The organism is Arthrobacter sp. B0316-5-4 (genome assembly GCF_059090325.1).
This window is the reverse complement of the sequence record NZ_JBNHFN010000012.1, coordinates 1-14,685: the sequence shown is the minus strand read 5'-3', so window position 1 is coordinate 14,685 and position 14,685 is coordinate 1. Positions and strand designations below refer to the sequence as shown.

At 61.5% G+C, this 14,685-nt stretch carries 17 protein-coding genes and 1 pseudogene; 5 read left to right on the top strand and 13 right to left on the bottom strand.

What is annotated here, in order from left to right; genetic code table 11:
• The 3 genes from AC5RU9_RS21175 to AC5RU9_RS21165 form a co-directional block, all read right to left on the bottom strand.
• A partial coding sequence (locus AC5RU9_RS21175; protein ID WP_494018054.1) for a DUF7507 domain-containing protein occupies window positions 1-1,864 on the bottom strand: 1,864 nt, incomplete at its 3' end.
• A 511-nt stretch (window positions 1,865-2,375) separates the two neighbouring features.
• Window positions 2,376-3,734 (bottom strand): sigma-70 family RNA polymerase sigma factor, encoded by a 1,359-nt coding sequence (locus tag AC5RU9_RS21170; protein WP_494018053.1) that lies wholly within the window; start codon window positions 3,732-3,734, stop codon window positions 2,376-2,378.
• Window positions 3,735-4,096: 362 nt separating this feature from the next.
• Window positions 4,097-4,291 carry a hypothetical protein gene (locus tag AC5RU9_RS21165; protein ID WP_494018052.1) on the bottom strand — a complete coding sequence of 65 codons (195 nt, stop codon included), beginning with the start codon at window positions 4,289-4,291 and terminating at the stop codon, window positions 4,097-4,099.
• 735 nt (window positions 4,292-5,026) lie between these two features.
• Here AC5RU9_RS21165 and AC5RU9_RS21160 point away from each other — a divergent pair.
• Entirely contained in the window at window positions 5,027-5,158 is a 132-nt protein-coding gene (locus AC5RU9_RS21160) for a hypothetical protein (protein WP_494018051.1), read from the top strand.
• 889 nt (window positions 5,159-6,047) lie between these two features.
• Here AC5RU9_RS21160 and AC5RU9_RS21155 read toward each other — a convergent pair.
• Complete coding sequence (locus AC5RU9_RS21155; protein WP_494018055.1) at window positions 6,048-6,539, bottom strand: sigma-70 family RNA polymerase sigma factor; 492 nt, start codon at window positions 6,537-6,539, stop codon at window positions 6,048-6,050.
• Between the two features lie 368 nt (window positions 6,540-6,907).
• Window positions 6,908-7,345, bottom strand: a complete 438-nt coding sequence (locus AC5RU9_RS21150; RefSeq protein WP_494018050.1) for a GNAT family N-acetyltransferase — start codon at window positions 7,343-7,345, stop codon at window positions 6,908-6,910.
• A 360-nt stretch (window positions 7,346-7,705) separates the two neighbouring features.
• On the opposite strand from AC5RU9_RS21150, the gene AC5RU9_RS21145 reads away from it, so the two are divergent.
• The 4 genes from AC5RU9_RS21145 to AC5RU9_RS21130 all read left to right on the top strand — a co-directional run bounded on the left by AC5RU9_RS21145 (window position 7,706) and on the right by AC5RU9_RS21130 (window position 9,803).
• Window positions 7,706-7,900: a hypothetical protein gene (locus AC5RU9_RS21145; protein ID WP_494018049.1), complete on the top strand. Its 195-nt coding sequence runs from the start codon at window positions 7,706-7,708 to the stop codon at window positions 7,898-7,900.
• 262 nt (window positions 7,901-8,162) lie between these two features.
• A complete protein-coding gene (locus AC5RU9_RS21140) occupies window positions 8,163-8,867 on the top strand; it encodes an SOS response-associated peptidase (protein WP_494018048.1) in 705 nt (234 codons plus the stop codon).
• A gap of 85 nt (window positions 8,868-8,952) precedes the next feature.
• Window positions 8,953-9,135, top strand: a complete 183-nt coding sequence (locus AC5RU9_RS21135) for a YegP family protein (RefSeq protein WP_494018047.1) — start codon at window positions 8,953-8,955, stop codon at window positions 9,133-9,135.
• A 140-nt stretch (window positions 9,136-9,275) separates the two neighbouring features.
• Complete coding sequence (locus AC5RU9_RS21130; protein ID WP_494018046.1) at window positions 9,276-9,803, top strand: hypothetical protein; 528 nt, start codon at window positions 9,276-9,278, stop codon at window positions 9,801-9,803.
• Window positions 9,804-10,257: 454 nt separating this feature from the next.
• Here AC5RU9_RS21130 and AC5RU9_RS21125 read toward each other — a convergent pair whose 3' ends face one another.
• The 8 genes and pseudogenes from AC5RU9_RS21125 to AC5RU9_RS21090 all read right to left on the bottom strand — a co-directional run.
• Window positions 10,258-10,395 carry a hypothetical protein gene (locus AC5RU9_RS21125; RefSeq protein WP_494018045.1) on the bottom strand — a complete coding sequence of 46 codons (138 nt, stop codon included), beginning with the start codon at window positions 10,393-10,395 and terminating at the stop codon, window positions 10,258-10,260.
• Window positions 10,396-10,410: 15 nt separating this feature from the next.
• The gene (locus AC5RU9_RS21120) at window positions 10,411-10,593 is read right to left on the bottom strand and encodes a hypothetical protein (RefSeq protein ID WP_494018044.1); all 183 of its coding nucleotides are present in this window, start codon (window positions 10,591-10,593) and stop codon (window positions 10,411-10,413) included.
• A 217-nt stretch (window positions 10,594-10,810) separates the two neighbouring features.
• A complete protein-coding gene (locus AC5RU9_RS21115; RefSeq protein ID WP_494018043.1) occupies window positions 10,811-11,125 on the bottom strand; it encodes a hypothetical protein in 315 nt (104 codons plus the stop codon).
• A gap of 26 nt (window positions 11,126-11,151) precedes the next feature.
• Window positions 11,152-12,450 carry a Y-family DNA polymerase gene (locus tag AC5RU9_RS21110; protein WP_494018042.1) on the bottom strand — a complete coding sequence of 433 codons (1,299 nt, stop codon included), beginning with the start codon at window positions 12,448-12,450 and terminating at the stop codon, window positions 11,152-11,154.
• A 10-nt stretch (window positions 12,451-12,460) separates the two neighbouring features.
• Window positions 12,461-12,547 (bottom strand): annotated as a pseudogene (locus AC5RU9_RS21105) (LexA family transcriptional regulator); the annotation flags it as partial.
• Between the two features lie 735 nt (window positions 12,548-13,282).
• Complete coding sequence (locus AC5RU9_RS21100; RefSeq protein WP_494018041.1) at window positions 13,283-14,293, bottom strand: ATP-dependent DNA ligase; 1,011 nt, start codon at window positions 14,291-14,293, stop codon at window positions 13,283-13,285.
• Between the two features lie 24 nt (window positions 14,294-14,317).
• Complete coding sequence (locus AC5RU9_RS21095; protein ID WP_494018040.1) at window positions 14,318-14,500, bottom strand: hypothetical protein; 183 nt, start codon at window positions 14,498-14,500, stop codon at window positions 14,318-14,320.
• Window positions 14,501-14,504: 4 nt separating this feature from the next.
• Window positions 14,505-14,685: hypothetical protein (locus tag AC5RU9_RS21090; RefSeq protein ID WP_494018039.1), on the bottom strand; the 181-nt coding region annotated here is incomplete at its 5' end.

Below are 14,685 nucleotides of genomic sequence, written 5' to 3'. Positions count from 1 at the left end.
GGGTTTCGGTGCTGTCCTCGTTGGAGGTCACTTCGCCGTTGTCCGGATCAGTACCGGTCGAGGTTGCGGTGTTCACTACCTTGCCAGCGGCTTCGTCAGCTTCGGTGATGGTGTACGGCTTCTCAGCTGCGCAGTTAGTGAATTCACCAGGGGCCAAGGTGTTCGCCTCACAGATCACGGCAATACCGGGATCCTGGCCGCTAAGAAGGTCATCGGTGACGCCGACGGTGTTGATCGGGAGGTTTCCGCTGTTCGTCACGACGAACGTGTAAGCGATCGTGTCACCGGCATCGGTGATACCCGAGCCGTTAGCATCCACGGGGGCGCCTGCGGTCTTCTCCAGGGTCAGTTCCGGTGCCGCGGCGATGATGGTGCTGGTGGAGTCATCATCGGTAGCGTCGGGAAGGCCTGCGACCGTGCCGGTGGCTGTGGCGTTGTTGACCACTTCGCCGGAGTTCACATCAGCTTGAGTGAGCGTGTACGGCGGTGCGGTGCAGGTAACCGTGGCGCCGACGGCCAAAGGACCTGCGGGGCACGTCACGGCGCCGACCAGAGGGTCGCTGACGCTGATGGTTTCCAACGGGACATTGCCGGTGTTGGTCACATCGAAGGTGTAGGGCACCGTTGAACCGGCCGTGTTACCGCTGGGGGCACCGGCCTTCTTGTCCAAAGTGATGCCGGTGATCCGGGCGGTGTTGGTGAACGTACAGAGCACTGCGACACCATCGGATCCGGCGGCCGGCATGGTGAAGCTGCCGGTGGTTCCGGTGCCGCTGGCGATGGGGGCGCCGTTGTTGTCGTTGATGCACGCCCAGTTCGTGGCGTAACCGCCGGCTGTGCCGGAGCCGGTCTCGGAAATGTTGTAAGTGGTACCAACACGGCCGAAGATTGGGCCGACAACTTCGCCGGGCTGGCTCTGCACGCCGTTCTCGGTGCCTGCGGTCGTGGCCTGGATGCCAGCGCCGGGAAGACCGCCGCCGGTGAGGCTCAACGTGGCTTGGTCAGCCGGAGCAATACGCCCGTTGGGGAAGTCTTTTTGGACGGTAATGGTGTTCGGTGTCGCGCAGGAGGCGAGGTCAACCGAGCCTGACTGGGAGAAAGGCTTTGTGCTGGTGATAGCGCCGGTGACCGGGTCTACCTGGCGGAGCGTGTCGGAGCTGCCGAGGTACAGCAGTCCGTCGCCGCCGAATGCGATGCCGTTGACTGGCTGCGGGGTAGCAACGGAGACCATTTCGCTGGCAGTCAGCGCTACCGGTGCACCGGCGGTGGTGGGCAGCTGCTGCTGAATGACGGACAGGATGCTTTGGGAGGTTCCGCCGCCGACAACGTACAGGCGGCCCTGACGGTCGAAGGCCCAGTCGCCGTTGGCCCCGGCGTTGGGGATGTCGCCGCTGGCTACCAAGCCGATGGAGGTGTTGGTGGCGGTGTTGAATCCGTAGATACGGACGTTGTTGCCGCTGAACCCGCCGTAGTAGTAGAAACCGGTGTCGGGGTTGATGGCGCCGTGGGTTACCGGGGTGCCGGCTTCACCGGCTCCCAGGACAGAGGTCGTATTCGCGGCCCGGTCGTGGCGGTAAATGGTGCGGCCGGTGTCGTTGCTGTTAGGCAAAACTCCGATGGCGGCGCTGCCGTCGCCTGCGATACCGAGACCGTTGAGGTTCTGGGTGGAACCGGCGATGGTGAAACTGCCGACGCTGGTTTGGACACCGGTGTTGGTGTCCACTTGCCACAGGTTGCGTGTGCCGGTGCCTTGGATGGAATAAACCGATGCGCAGCTGAGCGCATCAGCTGCCAGGGCCGGTGCCGCGGTTACCACTGCACCACCGGTGGAGAACATTCCAGCGATCAGAGCACCGCTGGCCACGAGTCCCAGTCCCTGCCGGGCCGCGTGAAGCGGCCTGGAGGGGTGTTTGAGCTGCTTTTTGGTCGGCAGCGGGGCTGCCGTGGCAGCCCTCTTACCCGGTCTTTTCCTGAAACGTGCACTGAAGGCGGAATGTAATATCCCGCCGCTGAGCCGGTTTGGGCCTTCAGTCAATTGCTGCACCCCTTACAAGGTGTCGGTGGGACCGGAGATGTCCGTTCCCAGAGCTTCGGGACGCATCTTCGCCAGTACAGACTGCACGTAGTGCCACCCCCCATTTGTTCGGCCGCCAGGGCAGCGGTCGAACGTGTTCATTGCTACGTTTGGTGCGCCGCTGGCGCACCGGTCACTCTCTGCCTGTACTGCCTCCCACTACGGTTCGATGCGCCTACTGGGCGCGCAGCTGTGCTGATGCCGTTTCACGGGAATGGCATTGCCTGGACTGTCGGGAGGCATAGCCCCCGATGTATATACGGGCCTCGACAGGAATCGTGACGCCCGTAGCCGAAACTTTTTAGAGTCCGCTGGAAGGAGCCGGGACCGGAGCCGTTGGAGTGGGGCTCAGAGCGGGTGCAGGGCTGCTCGCTGGAGGGGAAGTGGCCGGGCCCGATGGTGCCGATGGTTTGGGGGTCGCAGGCGGAAACACTATCCACGAACCGGTCGGGGGAGCTGACGGCACGGTAGCTGAGGGGGTCGGGATGATTGCCGTGGTGGAAAGTTTCGGCGGGACCGGGATCAGGATCGGACGGGAAGGCTCAACAGGTAAATACGTCTCCGGCTCCGGTTCCCTTTCCGGAAGCTCGGGAAGAACGATGCCGGGATCATCTACGGGCTCCGACGGTGCGGCCTGGCTGGGGGCCCCTGCCGGGGGAAGAGCAGGTGCCGTAGCAGGCCGCTTTTCCTCGGCGCCGGCTGGGAGTGCCGTTGGTTGCCCTGGCACCATGCTCAATGCGACAGCAGCTGCGGCAAGAGCGGCCACGAACGCGACCATGACGCCGACAACCCATCTTTTGAAGCCGGTTCCCGGGTCCTTCGATTGTTCCGCGTTGTGAGGTTGGGTAGTCTCCGGGCCGACCATGTTCAGGACGGGAGAGCCGGCGGCTATCCCGAGAAGCCAGGGTGCGACGGCCCGTCGCATGGTTGACCGGGCATCCGCCAGGGAGAGAATGGCGGAGGAGCAGGCGCGGCAGTCCGTCAGATGTTTTTGCAGGCGCAGGTCTTCGGTGGGCGAGAGTCCTTCGAGTACGGACTTGGCCAGCAGGGGAAGATACGGTTTGCACTTCTCATCCAGAGACGACGCGATATAGGCCTCCAGGTACGCCTGTCGCAAGCCTTTGCGCGCCCGGGCTGCGACCGCGGATACGGCGTTGGGTTCGAGGCCCAGCAGCGGACCGACGTTGCGGGGCGGCTCGCCCTCGACGTCGACGTGCCACAGCACCGTTTGCCATCGGGGCGGCAGCGATGCGAACGCTGTACTGGCCAGTTGCCTGTCGGTTTCGTTCAGCACATGATCGTAGCCGGATTCCTCTTCCGGAGTTTCGGCCGGGTCTTCGACCAGATCATGGCGTGATAGAGCGTTCCAGTGATCCGCAGCGCTGGTCCTGACCGCCCGGAGCAAGTAGGGGCGGAACGGCCCGGAGGGACCATTGCCTCGCTGGATCGCATTGACGACTTTAAGAAACGCTTCGGAAGAGATGTCATCACTGTCGAAATCGTTGCCGACCAGTCGCTTGGCGAAGGCCCGCGCAGCGGGAACATGCCGCCGGTACAGATCTTCAATGGCTGCTGCGTCGTTGCCCTCCACACTACGAATGAGGTCCTCATCCGAAGGTTCACCGACTTCTTCATGGGCCGGAGTTGTCGGCTCTTTCACTGAGCCGCTCGATGTGGTCGTCCGCACGTAGCTGTTTGAGGGCAGGTTCCTGCCCCGTGCCGGTAGTTCAATTCCTTTGTCCCCCCATGCGTTCCCCATGCAGCGTGTAAACCGGAAAAGGAAGCACTCCGTTTCCAGGCCTTCCGGCGAACTCTCAGAATGGAGAGCTTCAGCACTGCTCAGGGTCTCCAACTTGGACTTTGCCTAGATGGAATCTCTCAAGGATGTGGTGAGGACAGGGAAGGTACGCCGTCAACGAGCATTCTATAGGACAAAATAAGCACGCTTATTAACCGAGAGTTTGCTGCCAAAACCCAGCGGAAAACGGCAACACTATGCCCGGGAAAGCCGTCATAGGGGAACTACGGATCTAATCCGGGATGGTCAACGGAGGCCAGGATACGCCTGACTGTTCCCAGGACCTGCCCAGTCAGTTCCAGGACTGCCACTGGATCGAAGGGAGCCGAAACGGCGCTGCGGTATTCGGTGTAGCGGCACTCCAGTTCATGCATCAATGCTTCCTCGATGGGGATCTTTGGCGTCTTCGGGGAAGTCATAAACCCTTCTAGTGTTCTCGGTTCCTTATTGCCCCGGTTTTCCTCTGGGGAGTCAACGTATTGGTTCGCCGTGAGGTTGACCGTAAGTTGCCATTGCAGCGGGGTTGCATTTATTCAACGCGCGAAATCCCGTTTCATGACGAATCGAGGGGTGGCACTGCCTCGAAGGGCCCCTTGGTAATCCCAAGTATGTCCCCGGCCAAAAACTTGGTTGGTGCCGCCTGGATGGGTCTAAGTCTGGGACCATGTACAGGCAGCAGCATTTGCACTGCACTCTTAACTAACCGTTCGACCGGGAAATCGTGACGCCCTTGGGTATGTGTCCTCCAGCACACGTAGGGGGCCACCGCTGATGTGGGCGACAGCTCAGCACAAGGGCCCCGGGCTGAAACAACAACGGCGAGCCGTAACCCACAGCGCCTCCTGATAAAAAGAGGCTAGCTCCACCTCGATGGCGGTCGCATTGGGCGTGACCATTTGGACTGCGCTTAATAGACATGTAGCGTCTGCAAGGGTCCCGCCGGATTTGCCCCACATTTGCCGGCGGGATTTCTTATACCTATCTGGTGCGCAGGGATACCTCCCGGCATAACGAATGCCGCCGTTTCAGTTGACGTTCCCCAAAGTACCAAGAAGCTCCCGCTACGTAGTGTCCGTTTTTGCAGGTCCGACCCGTTGTCCACGAGTGCCTTGCCGTGTCCACAACGGACGGCACTCTGGGCGGCTCTTACCGTCATGGTCGCAGCCGTCGCCGGAGCTGCCGAGCCAGGCCGCAATGTGATAGCCGCAGTGGGGCTCTTGAATTTCGTGAATGCCCTCATGAACCATGTCAGTGCCAACATCAATGACATCGTCTCCCACCCATAGCGCTGCAGTACTCCGGATTATCGAGGAAGGTGGTGCAGCGCTTCATACACTTGCCGCAGGCCCCGGCGTGCCTCCCCCGTTCGCGCTCTTGGCGGACAGATTGAGACAGGAAGAGCCGGCACCTTTGAGTGCCGGCTCTTTCTCATGTTCCACCAAGGTTGGTGTCAGCCTGCCGGGCGGAACGGTTCAAGACTAGCAAAGCAAAGCAGCCTTGGTATCGGACTGCGTCCTCGGTGACATTGAGGATGATCGAGATCCAGTTCGTAGGGTAGGTCAGCCGTCATCGATCATGCGCTCCTTCACCGTGAGGCGGGACAGAAGTTCCGCCGGTCGATACCGAGGGGGCCCTGACTGCTTGGGTTTCTGCCTACCGGAAGGCACGCTCAGCCTGGTCGGCAGGCCGAGCGAATCAAAGAGCTCGGACTCCGAAGCCTCCGGATGGAACGATTGTGGCCGAGCGCCTGGATGAGGGCACCCTTGACCGGCGCCTGCTGATCGCAAAGCGCGGTGGGGTGCCGTCCTGGATCGGGTCCAGGCTCTCGGCATTAGCTGATCCCACCAGCTGCTGGGCAGCGTTCCGCTCCAAACAGTCCCACTTCTAAGGAAATGGAACATTCGGTTGATCAGAATGGCCGAAGGCTCTGAGAGTCCGTCGAGCGAGGTAGACCATCAAGGGATCGTCGATCCTTTGAATCAACGGCCACGATGGCCAGCTGCGATCAACGCAGGGGCTGGTACCTGTCAACAGGTGCCGGCTCTTTCTTTTCGTCTCAGCTGACGTGGTGAGCCGAGCAGGGCGGGGGGCGCCGGGCGGCGGCCGGTTGGACTTCGTCGTTGCGGGGTGGTCAGCCAGCCAGCGGATACGTCTACATCGCTCCTGTGGCTGGGCTTAGTGGGGGATGTGGTGAAGGGCTTCGTATGCTTGCCGTAGTCCGCGCCGTGCCCGCGCGGCCACGGCGGAAACGGCGTTGGGTGCGATGGCAAGCAGGGGAGCAACTTGGCGGGGGGATCTGCCTTCGACTTCTATATGCCACAGGACCGTTCGCCAGCGCAGCGGGAGTGAGTTGAACGCGATGCGGGCCATTCTTCTGTCTGTTTCACCCAGGACGTGTTCTAACCGGTGATCCACGACAGCTGAATCGGCCAGGTCGGCGACCAGAATGTGACGGGACTGGGCAAGCCAGTGGTCCGTGACCCAGTTTTTCACTGCTCTGAGCAGGTAGGAAAGGAACTGCCCTTTCGGGCGGTTCCCCCGTTGAATGGCGCTTACTACTTTCAGGAAGGCTTCGGAACAAACATCATCGGCGTCGTGGTCATTGCGGACCAAGAAGTTCGCGAAACGAAGGGCCGAGCGGATGTGGCGCACGTATAGCTCTTCAATGGCCCTACCATTGCGGGCAGCTACGGCAGTGATCAGTTCTTCATCGCTGCTGTCGGAGAGGTCAGAGGGCGAGAAGAAGTTCGCGGTATCCAGAAGTCAGCTCCAACAGCCAGCCAACGGCGTGTGAGCCTACCGGCAGGCAGCCGTGTATCTGCCATTCCACACCCCCTTGGAATTGGTTGCCTCCACTCGGTCATCCTATACGAATCGATAAGTAACCTTATTAAGTGATATCAGCCTCCCGATTGCTGGTCAGGTCATCAAATCGCGATGAGAGAGTGTGCCTGGCCAACGGTGTTCCAGTTCCAAGGGTGTGGGACGCTGCGGGTGAGGTGGCAGCCTACCCCTGATTGAAGACGCGTTTTAGCTCAACCATGCCTGAGGTTTGCCTGTCGGAACTGGTAGAACAGCTCGGGGTCGCCTTCGTCCAGTCCGAAGACAATTCCAGAGGAGACCCATCCGCGGCTTGCTAGTAGGCGCTGCATGAGCTGGTTCGACAGATTGGTCGAAGTGAAGAGCTTTGTTTCCCGCTCCGCGACCTCGATGTCACTCATCAGCAAGTGACCGATGCCGGCCTTCCTGTATTGCTCGCCGACCAGGATGAGTACTAGGAAGTCATTGCCGAAGAATGAGGGCTCCATCGCCGTGTAGCCAACTGGGGAGCCATCCTCGGCGGCGACTCTGACCGAACCGGACTCAAGCCATTTCCAAAGTTCCTGCCGCCTGCGGGTGTCCTTTTGCGCGATCTGGTCGAGTCCTACCAGCTCCTCGAACTGTTCTGTGGTGCCGGTTTCAATGGTTGCCATGTTCTTCATCCCATCACGCAAAGCGTTGGTTCCCCCTTCCGGATTGGGAAGCTTGGGCTGCAGCGTTCCAGTCCAAGGAAGTGGGAGGCCCGGCCGCCCCTCTGGCCCCGAAGGCCGGCATCTGCTTGAAGGCAGCCGAGTCGGCGTTGATTCTTGATGGAATCTTGAGGTGTTCATTGCTCTCTCTGTGAGGTGAAGCGGCCATGCTTGAAGCGTCTGGCGGAAGCGTAGGCGTACTGGGTGGTCGGTCTTGCAGTGGGCAGGCCACACCAGCTACCGTGCCGCAGCTGGTCACAAGGACTGCTGACTGAGCATCGGCACCCATGTTCTGGGACCGGTGGGCGGTGGGATCATGGAGGCATGGTCAAGCAATCATCACGGCAGCCCGTGCCGGGGGAGGGCCCGGCCGCGGTTTCACAGGACGTGCAGAAGCTTCCCTTGCACAACCCCGCAACCCAGCAAATGCTCATTGTAGGGAAGCGACGGGAGGCCGCCGAAGCCAAGCTGGAACAGCGGCTCCGCGCCAGGAACGCCCCAGTAACGCCCCACGGGTAATCCTCACCTCGGAAGGCGACCGGCGGGGACCGGCAGCACGGATCACGCCCGAGCTCGTGCGCGAGTCTGCGTAAGTGAGGGCGACACGCAGTAGCGGACCTGCACTCACTTGCATCCCGAGTCGCTGAACGATTCCCATATGTCCGCATCGTCGATCGGCAACTGGACATGCGTCAGGTCAAGCTTTACGGTCGGATCCTGGATCCTTCAGGACTGTCGACCGCGGTCACCACAATGAGGGTTTTGTGGGAAGAATGAGCTCATGTGCGGCAGATATGTAATGTCCAAAGCAACAAGCGACCTTCTGAGCCACTTCGAGGCGAAGGAAGTTGAAGGCAGCCCGCCGGGGCCGAGCTGGAACGTCGCCCCGACCCAGAACCTACCGATCGTCGCCGAACGCCTGCACGAGGGAACCCTTGACCGGCGCCTGCTGATCGCAAAATGGGGTCTAGTGCCGTCCTGGTCAAAAGACACCAAGATCGGCTCCAGGCTTATCAATGCTCGCAGCGAGAGCATTTTAGAGAAGCCCTCGTTCCGCTCAGCCGCGGTCAAACGCAGAGCTATTGTTCCCGCGGAGGGCTACTACGAATGGCAGAAGACCGAGGACGGCAAGAAGATCCCGAACTATCTGTTCTCCGAGAAGGAGTCATTGCTTGGGTTCGCCGGCTTGTACGAGTTCTGGCCTGACCCGGCCCTGCCCGAGGATGATCCAGAACGGTGGCTGCTGACCTGTACGGTACTGACCACAACGACCCAGGACGCGTTGGGACACGTGCACGACAGATCGCCCGTTATCGTCCCGCAGGACCGTTTTGCGGAGTGGCTCGATCCGGATCTGACCGACAAAGCCGACGTTCAACACCTGCTCGATTCCTTGCCGGAACCGACCCTGACACCGCGGATTGTCAGCACCCGGGTGAACAGCGTCCGGAACAACGGGCCCGAGCTCATTGAACCAGCGGAGTGAGGCACCCGCGGTTAGGATGAGCCTCGTTAGGGCAGTTCCCCGTATTGCCGCCCCTGGGGGTGGGCATCATGAAGGAGGATCAGGCATGGCAGGAAAATTCGAAGTCTACAAAGACAAATCCGGCGGTTACCGGTTCCGGCTGAAGGCCGGCAACGGTGAGGTCATCGCCACCGGCGAGTCCTACACCACCAAGGCCGCAGCCCTGAAGGGCGTCGAGTCCGTGAAGACCAACGCCGGTTCCGACGTCGTGGACCTAACCGGTTCCTAACCACAACGATCCGCCAAGGACTCGGACGCAAGGCCCCCACTGCTGGGGCAGCAGTGGGGCCTTGCTGCGTCGAGAGACCCTGTTCATTTAGGTACCTGAGAGACTTCCTGTCAGGAAACCCTGACAGGAAGGTTTGGGCTATGGGCTGGATATCAAACGACTACAACCATGAGGGCTGGGTGGCTTTTGTCGCACCGGACGGGCGGCTCTCAGGAAGCTCAACCGGTGCGGGAGTACTTTTCCACGGGATCACCGGCGGTTACCAGCCAGCAGGCGAATTCAATCCTGATGAGGAGATCGTTCCTGACGATCTGATTATGAGCTGGCGTGGCGCTTGTACCTGTGGGTGGCAGGGCGAGCTCTGGCAAAGAGTTGCCTCAGCTGAAGAGGCTGACATTGCTACGCGTAAGGAATACGTCCCCCTGGGGCGCGCAGCGGATGTCTCGATGGAAGTGGAGGACGCCGTTCAGCAGGAATGGCATGCCCACATCGCACCATCCGAGGCAATCCTGGGGGTGGAGGCAGCGGCGAAGGAGCACCGCCAGGCCGGGCACCGCCTGGATAAAACCGTCGCGGCCGCCAAAGCATCAGGTGCTTCCTGGGCCGACATTGGCCGCGCCGCCGGGATCAGCCGCCAAGCCGCACACGAACGCTGGGCCGACAAATAGCCCAGCCGGTCTGCGGAACTGGTTTTAGGGTGTGCGGTCCCATCCAGGCATGCGCGTGTTGAGTTCTTTGATACGGCCAGGGTATTGGCCCTTGTTGACATACACTTTTTGCCTCGCTACCCAACCGGCCAGTGCCCTTTCGGTTGGGTCCCCGGAGTTGCGGCGTGGTCGTCTGCCTTTTTCGTTGACCCAGTCGATGAACTCCGTCGCCCGAGTTTGCCACTGACGTTCAATTTTGAGTGTGGTGCCGTCCGACCACGCCGGGAATACTGCGTCGAGTATCTGTATGGCTTCGTCCGCGAGATGGCCGCGCCGCTTCTGATGTCGTAGAGCAACGAGAGCCCCGGCGAGGCGTTCAGCCTCACTTCCACTCTGACCATCGGAGGCAGGAAGGCCGCCAGTGCGCTGAACGTAGGCGGCAATGTGGTGCGCCGATTCCACGTACGAGCGTCTGTTAACTGGTGCGGATGGCAATAGCTTTTGAGCCTTCAGGGATCAGTGTTTCGGCGGCCGCTTTGGCGTTCCCGTACGTCTCGCCTTCGGCCTCGACATGGCTTAGTTCGCCGTTGCCGGCCTCTACTGTCAGGGTCACTTTCACACCCATATTTTAGGCCGCCTTGCCTGGGAAGGTCCGTTCGAGCCCCACGAGCAAGGCCGATGTCCTGTCACTGCGTCGGAGGTCCACGGGCCGTGATCCCTGCAGGGCGGGAGAGGGGACCATCATCCAGAGCGCGAAGTAATTGTGCGGAACGCGCATTTCCATGGCCCGTTCGAAGAGTTCCAGCACCACGGGTCCAAGGTCAGGTCTGGGCGGAACTGGAAACCAGAGCAGTATGTCCCTTCGTCGTCGATGAAGACGCGGACCAGCTGCCGCATCATCGGGTCGGAATCCTCGTGGATGGCGGAGAGCCTTTCGCGGACCTGCTCCAAGGAAGGCAGATGGTACTCGTTGCGGATACGCTCCCACAATTGCTCGGGGATGGGGGAGCGGTACAAGTCAGCGGGCACTAGCTGATCGACTCCAGCTGCCACCCGGCAGCCACGGGTTCCCGGCGCAGCGTGAACGTACGCAGCTCCGCATTCGCGGACGGTAGTTTGGCTTGGACTTGCCAGTATTCGACGCTGACCAGGTCGCCGGTTCCGATCGCTGCCCGGTTCCGGGTTTCCCACCATGCGTCCCTGGTGAACCAGTGCGCGGCGTGGACGTCGGGATCGACCATCCAGATCCGGCCGTCGTGACGGATCGCCAACGGGGTGCCGTCGGGGCTGAATCGGACATCGACCTCATGGCCTGTTGTGGGGGATTCGGGTGCAAGGGTCATTGCGTTCCTTTCTTGCTTGGCGCCGGTCAGGCGGCTTTGACGAGCGGGAGTTCGTCCCAGTGGGTGGTGTACCTGGGGGAGAGCATGTCGCGTTTCATGGACCAGTCCGGTCCGCCCTTGAGCCCTGCGTGGCCCAGGCCGATGGAGCCGCGGCCGTACCGTTTGGCCACGTCTTCGAGCAGGATCCCGATGCCGCGTTCTTCGTGCGGGTTCTCGAACAATTCCAAGGGTTTTTGGTTCCCGGATGGGCGCAGGTCGGTGACCATGATCCCGGCCCGGACGTATTTCACGCCTTCGTGGACCTGGGGCAGCAGCGCGTGGGCTGCCCGGGTGAGCAGGACCGGGTCCGCGGTGGGCATCGGCAACGCCAGGCAGACTGAGGGGAAGGACTTTTCGTTCGGGTTGAAGTGCGAGGTCGCGGCAAACGCTGTCAGCACTTTTGCTTGCAGGTCGTGGTTGGCCAGGCGGGCCGAGGCCATCTGCGCGTACACGCTCATGACCTGCCGCAACCCGGCCTCCGTGGTGATCGGCGTGGAGAAGGACCGGGAGAAGATCAGCTGGTCCCGCCCGATCCGTTCCTCTTCCATCGGAATACACGGGGTGCCCTGCAGTTCCAGGACGGTGCGCATCATGACAATGGAGAACTTGTCACGGATAGCTACCGGGTTCGCCCGGGTCAGGTCTGCGATGGTGAAGATTCCCATCGCGTTCAGGCGTTTGGTGAGCCTGGTGGCCACGCCCCAGATTTCGATCACGGACAGCTTGGCCATGAGAGCTTCGCGATGCTCGGCCGGCACGGATTCCCACCGGCACACACCCCCAAAAGCGGGGTTGTTTTTCGCCCACTTGTTGCACAACTTGGCCAGCGTCTTCGTGGGTGCGATCCCGACGCAGACCGGTACGCCGACGTGCCGCCGGCACGCGGCCTTCATCTCCCGGCCCAGGGCCAGCAGCTCGTCCGGTTCGCCCTTGACGCCAAGGAACGCCTCATCAATGGAGTACACCTCCACCCAGGCCGAGTAGCGGCCCAGCAGCTCCATCACCCGGGCCGAAATGTCCCCGTACAGTTCGTAGTTGCTCGACAGGGCCACCAGACCCCATTCCTTGGCGCGGGGCCGGAGCTTGAACCACGGATCCCCCATGGCAATGCCCAGGCGCTTCGCTTCGGGCGAGCGGGTCACCGCGCAGCCGTCATTGTTGGACAGTACGATGACCGGCTTGCCCTCCAGGGAAGGGTTGAACGCGCGCTCAGCCGAGGCGTAAAAACAGTTCACGTCCACGTGCGCGATTTCCTGCATCGGGCGCATCACCGCGGGCTTAGACATGGTGCAGGCACCCGGCGGCCACCGCTACCGGTGCCAGCAATACCGTCACCAAAGACAGTCCCGCATCTATCACACGGGGGCCAACTATCACGCCCACAACACACCTTTTATTCGAATATATGTTCGGATCAACTGTACTCCAGGTGGTCCGACAAAATAAGCCGCCAGGTGCGGCGTGGACGGCTTGCACGCCAATAGGGGACAGCTTTGAGCTGTGCGGAGGGCTCCACCTGCCCCCAGTGGGCACAACCCGTCCACCACGGCCATTACGGGCGGTTAGGTCACCCCGGCGGGGGTACGTTTCGGGTATGAAATCGATGGTTCTGATGGGCATCGTTCTGGGGGCTGCCATCCTATGGATTGGCTTCGTTTTTTTCATGCTGTTCCGGCTCGATCGAGCCCAGAGAAGAGCCCAGCGGGCCGCCCGTAGGGACGCCCGTAGAGACGCCGAATGGAACCTGGCCAGAAAGAAGGCCCGGGGTTCTGTGAAGACTTCGGTCCGAGGTCTCCGGAAGCGTGCCGTGTTCCCACGGTCGCGGCGTTGAGCCAAGACAGGCGAAAGGCCGGACAGGCTTCTGGGTACCGCTATCCGGCCTTGCCGGCAGATTACTAAGGCAATCACTGGCGATAGGGGGAATATCGCCGTCTGCCACTAATCCGCTGACTCAATTGAAGACCTCTCCCTGGTCCTGCACACGAGTAGTTGGTACTCGTTTTCAAGGGCGCCACCCACGCCCCCTACTTGATTTCCGTCAGCGTCTGCCGTCGAACCAAGTCCGTCGTGCCGCCCGAACAAGAGAGCAGCCAAGTAACTGCCGAAGGCTGGTAGGAACTACCTCTTGAGATGCGGCGGGAGTTCTACCTCATCGGGATCCAACTCCGGACGGACCCGAACGTACCCGACGGGGTGTCTGAAGGATTTGCCGGTCCACGCGACGTCGGCCGATATCTCGACCACTATCGGTTCCACCAGTGTCAGGTGGACCGGGCCTTTGTCTTTGCTGAATCTGTTCAGCGAGGTCTCGCTTATTTCTTCGGGCCAGGGATGCCCTGGCTGTCCCGGGCGGAGCTGGCGGCCCAGCTCACGCCCAACCCGCGTCGAGAGGACCGTGGACCGGCCCACGATCCGCAGCTGCCCATCGATCGGCACGCCAGCGATGATCGCCTGCGGCTGAGTGATCGGGCCGATCACGGCCGCACAGACCGCGTCCAGAGTGGTTTTTGTCTTCAACTTCAACCAGGAGCGCGAGCCCTCATATGGCTGTGATCCTCCCTTGAAAACCAACCCTTCCACTCCCGTGGCGGGCAGTTCCTTCAACCAGGTCTTGGCCACTTCCATGTTCGTGGTGGTGGGGGAGAGGTTCAAAGGAGCGGTCCAATCCCGGGCCAGTTCCTCGAGCAGCTGCCGGCGACCCGCAAACGGGACGCCCCGGATGTCCTGCCCGGCAACAGCCAGAACATCAAAGGCCGCGAAGGAGGCCGGCAGCTCTCGGACCAGTGCCGGCAGGGCCGCCCTGGAGCTGACCATGCGGCGTTGCAGCGCTTCGAAGTCCAGCCGGTCCCCGTTCCAGATCACTGCTTCGCCGTCCAGCACCACGCCGGGCGGGACTTGGGCCCGGACAGCTGCGCAGAGTTCAGGAAAGATGCGGGAGAGTTCTTTGCCTTGCCGACTCCATAGGGTCGCTCCGTCAGAATCACTCAAAATGATCGTCCGGTAGCCGTCCCATTTGGGTTCGGCGTAGATCGGCCCCGGCAGTGCAGCGGGGCCGGGGAGAGCCTTGACGAGTTTCGCCAGGGCAACAGCAACCGGTGGTTGCAGTGCCCGCGGAATGGACTCGTCCATGCGGCCAGCCTAAAGGACCAACGACTAGACCTGGTGACCGGTCAAGGCGGCAAGGAGCGCCCATGCGAACCACAGCAGCGCGAGAAACGTTATGCCGCCAATGGTGATGACAATGGTGAGCCGGCGACGTTTACGACGGAGGTTTAGGTCAGGGCCGTAGTTCTCCTTGTCTCTGCCTCCATGACGGTACTTCGGCAGATCGCTCATGGGATCAGTAGCGCTGCTGGTCCGGGCGTCGCATAATCTGAACCGCGCTTCCAAGGCAGACCGCGCCCGAACCCATCAGGATTACGGCGGAGGCGATGAGATACCAAACGCCGCCGGTAGTCGCGGCGCAGTAGAGGCCGTATACAAGGAAGCCGGTCCCCAATAGCGCCCAGATCAGCGCTGCG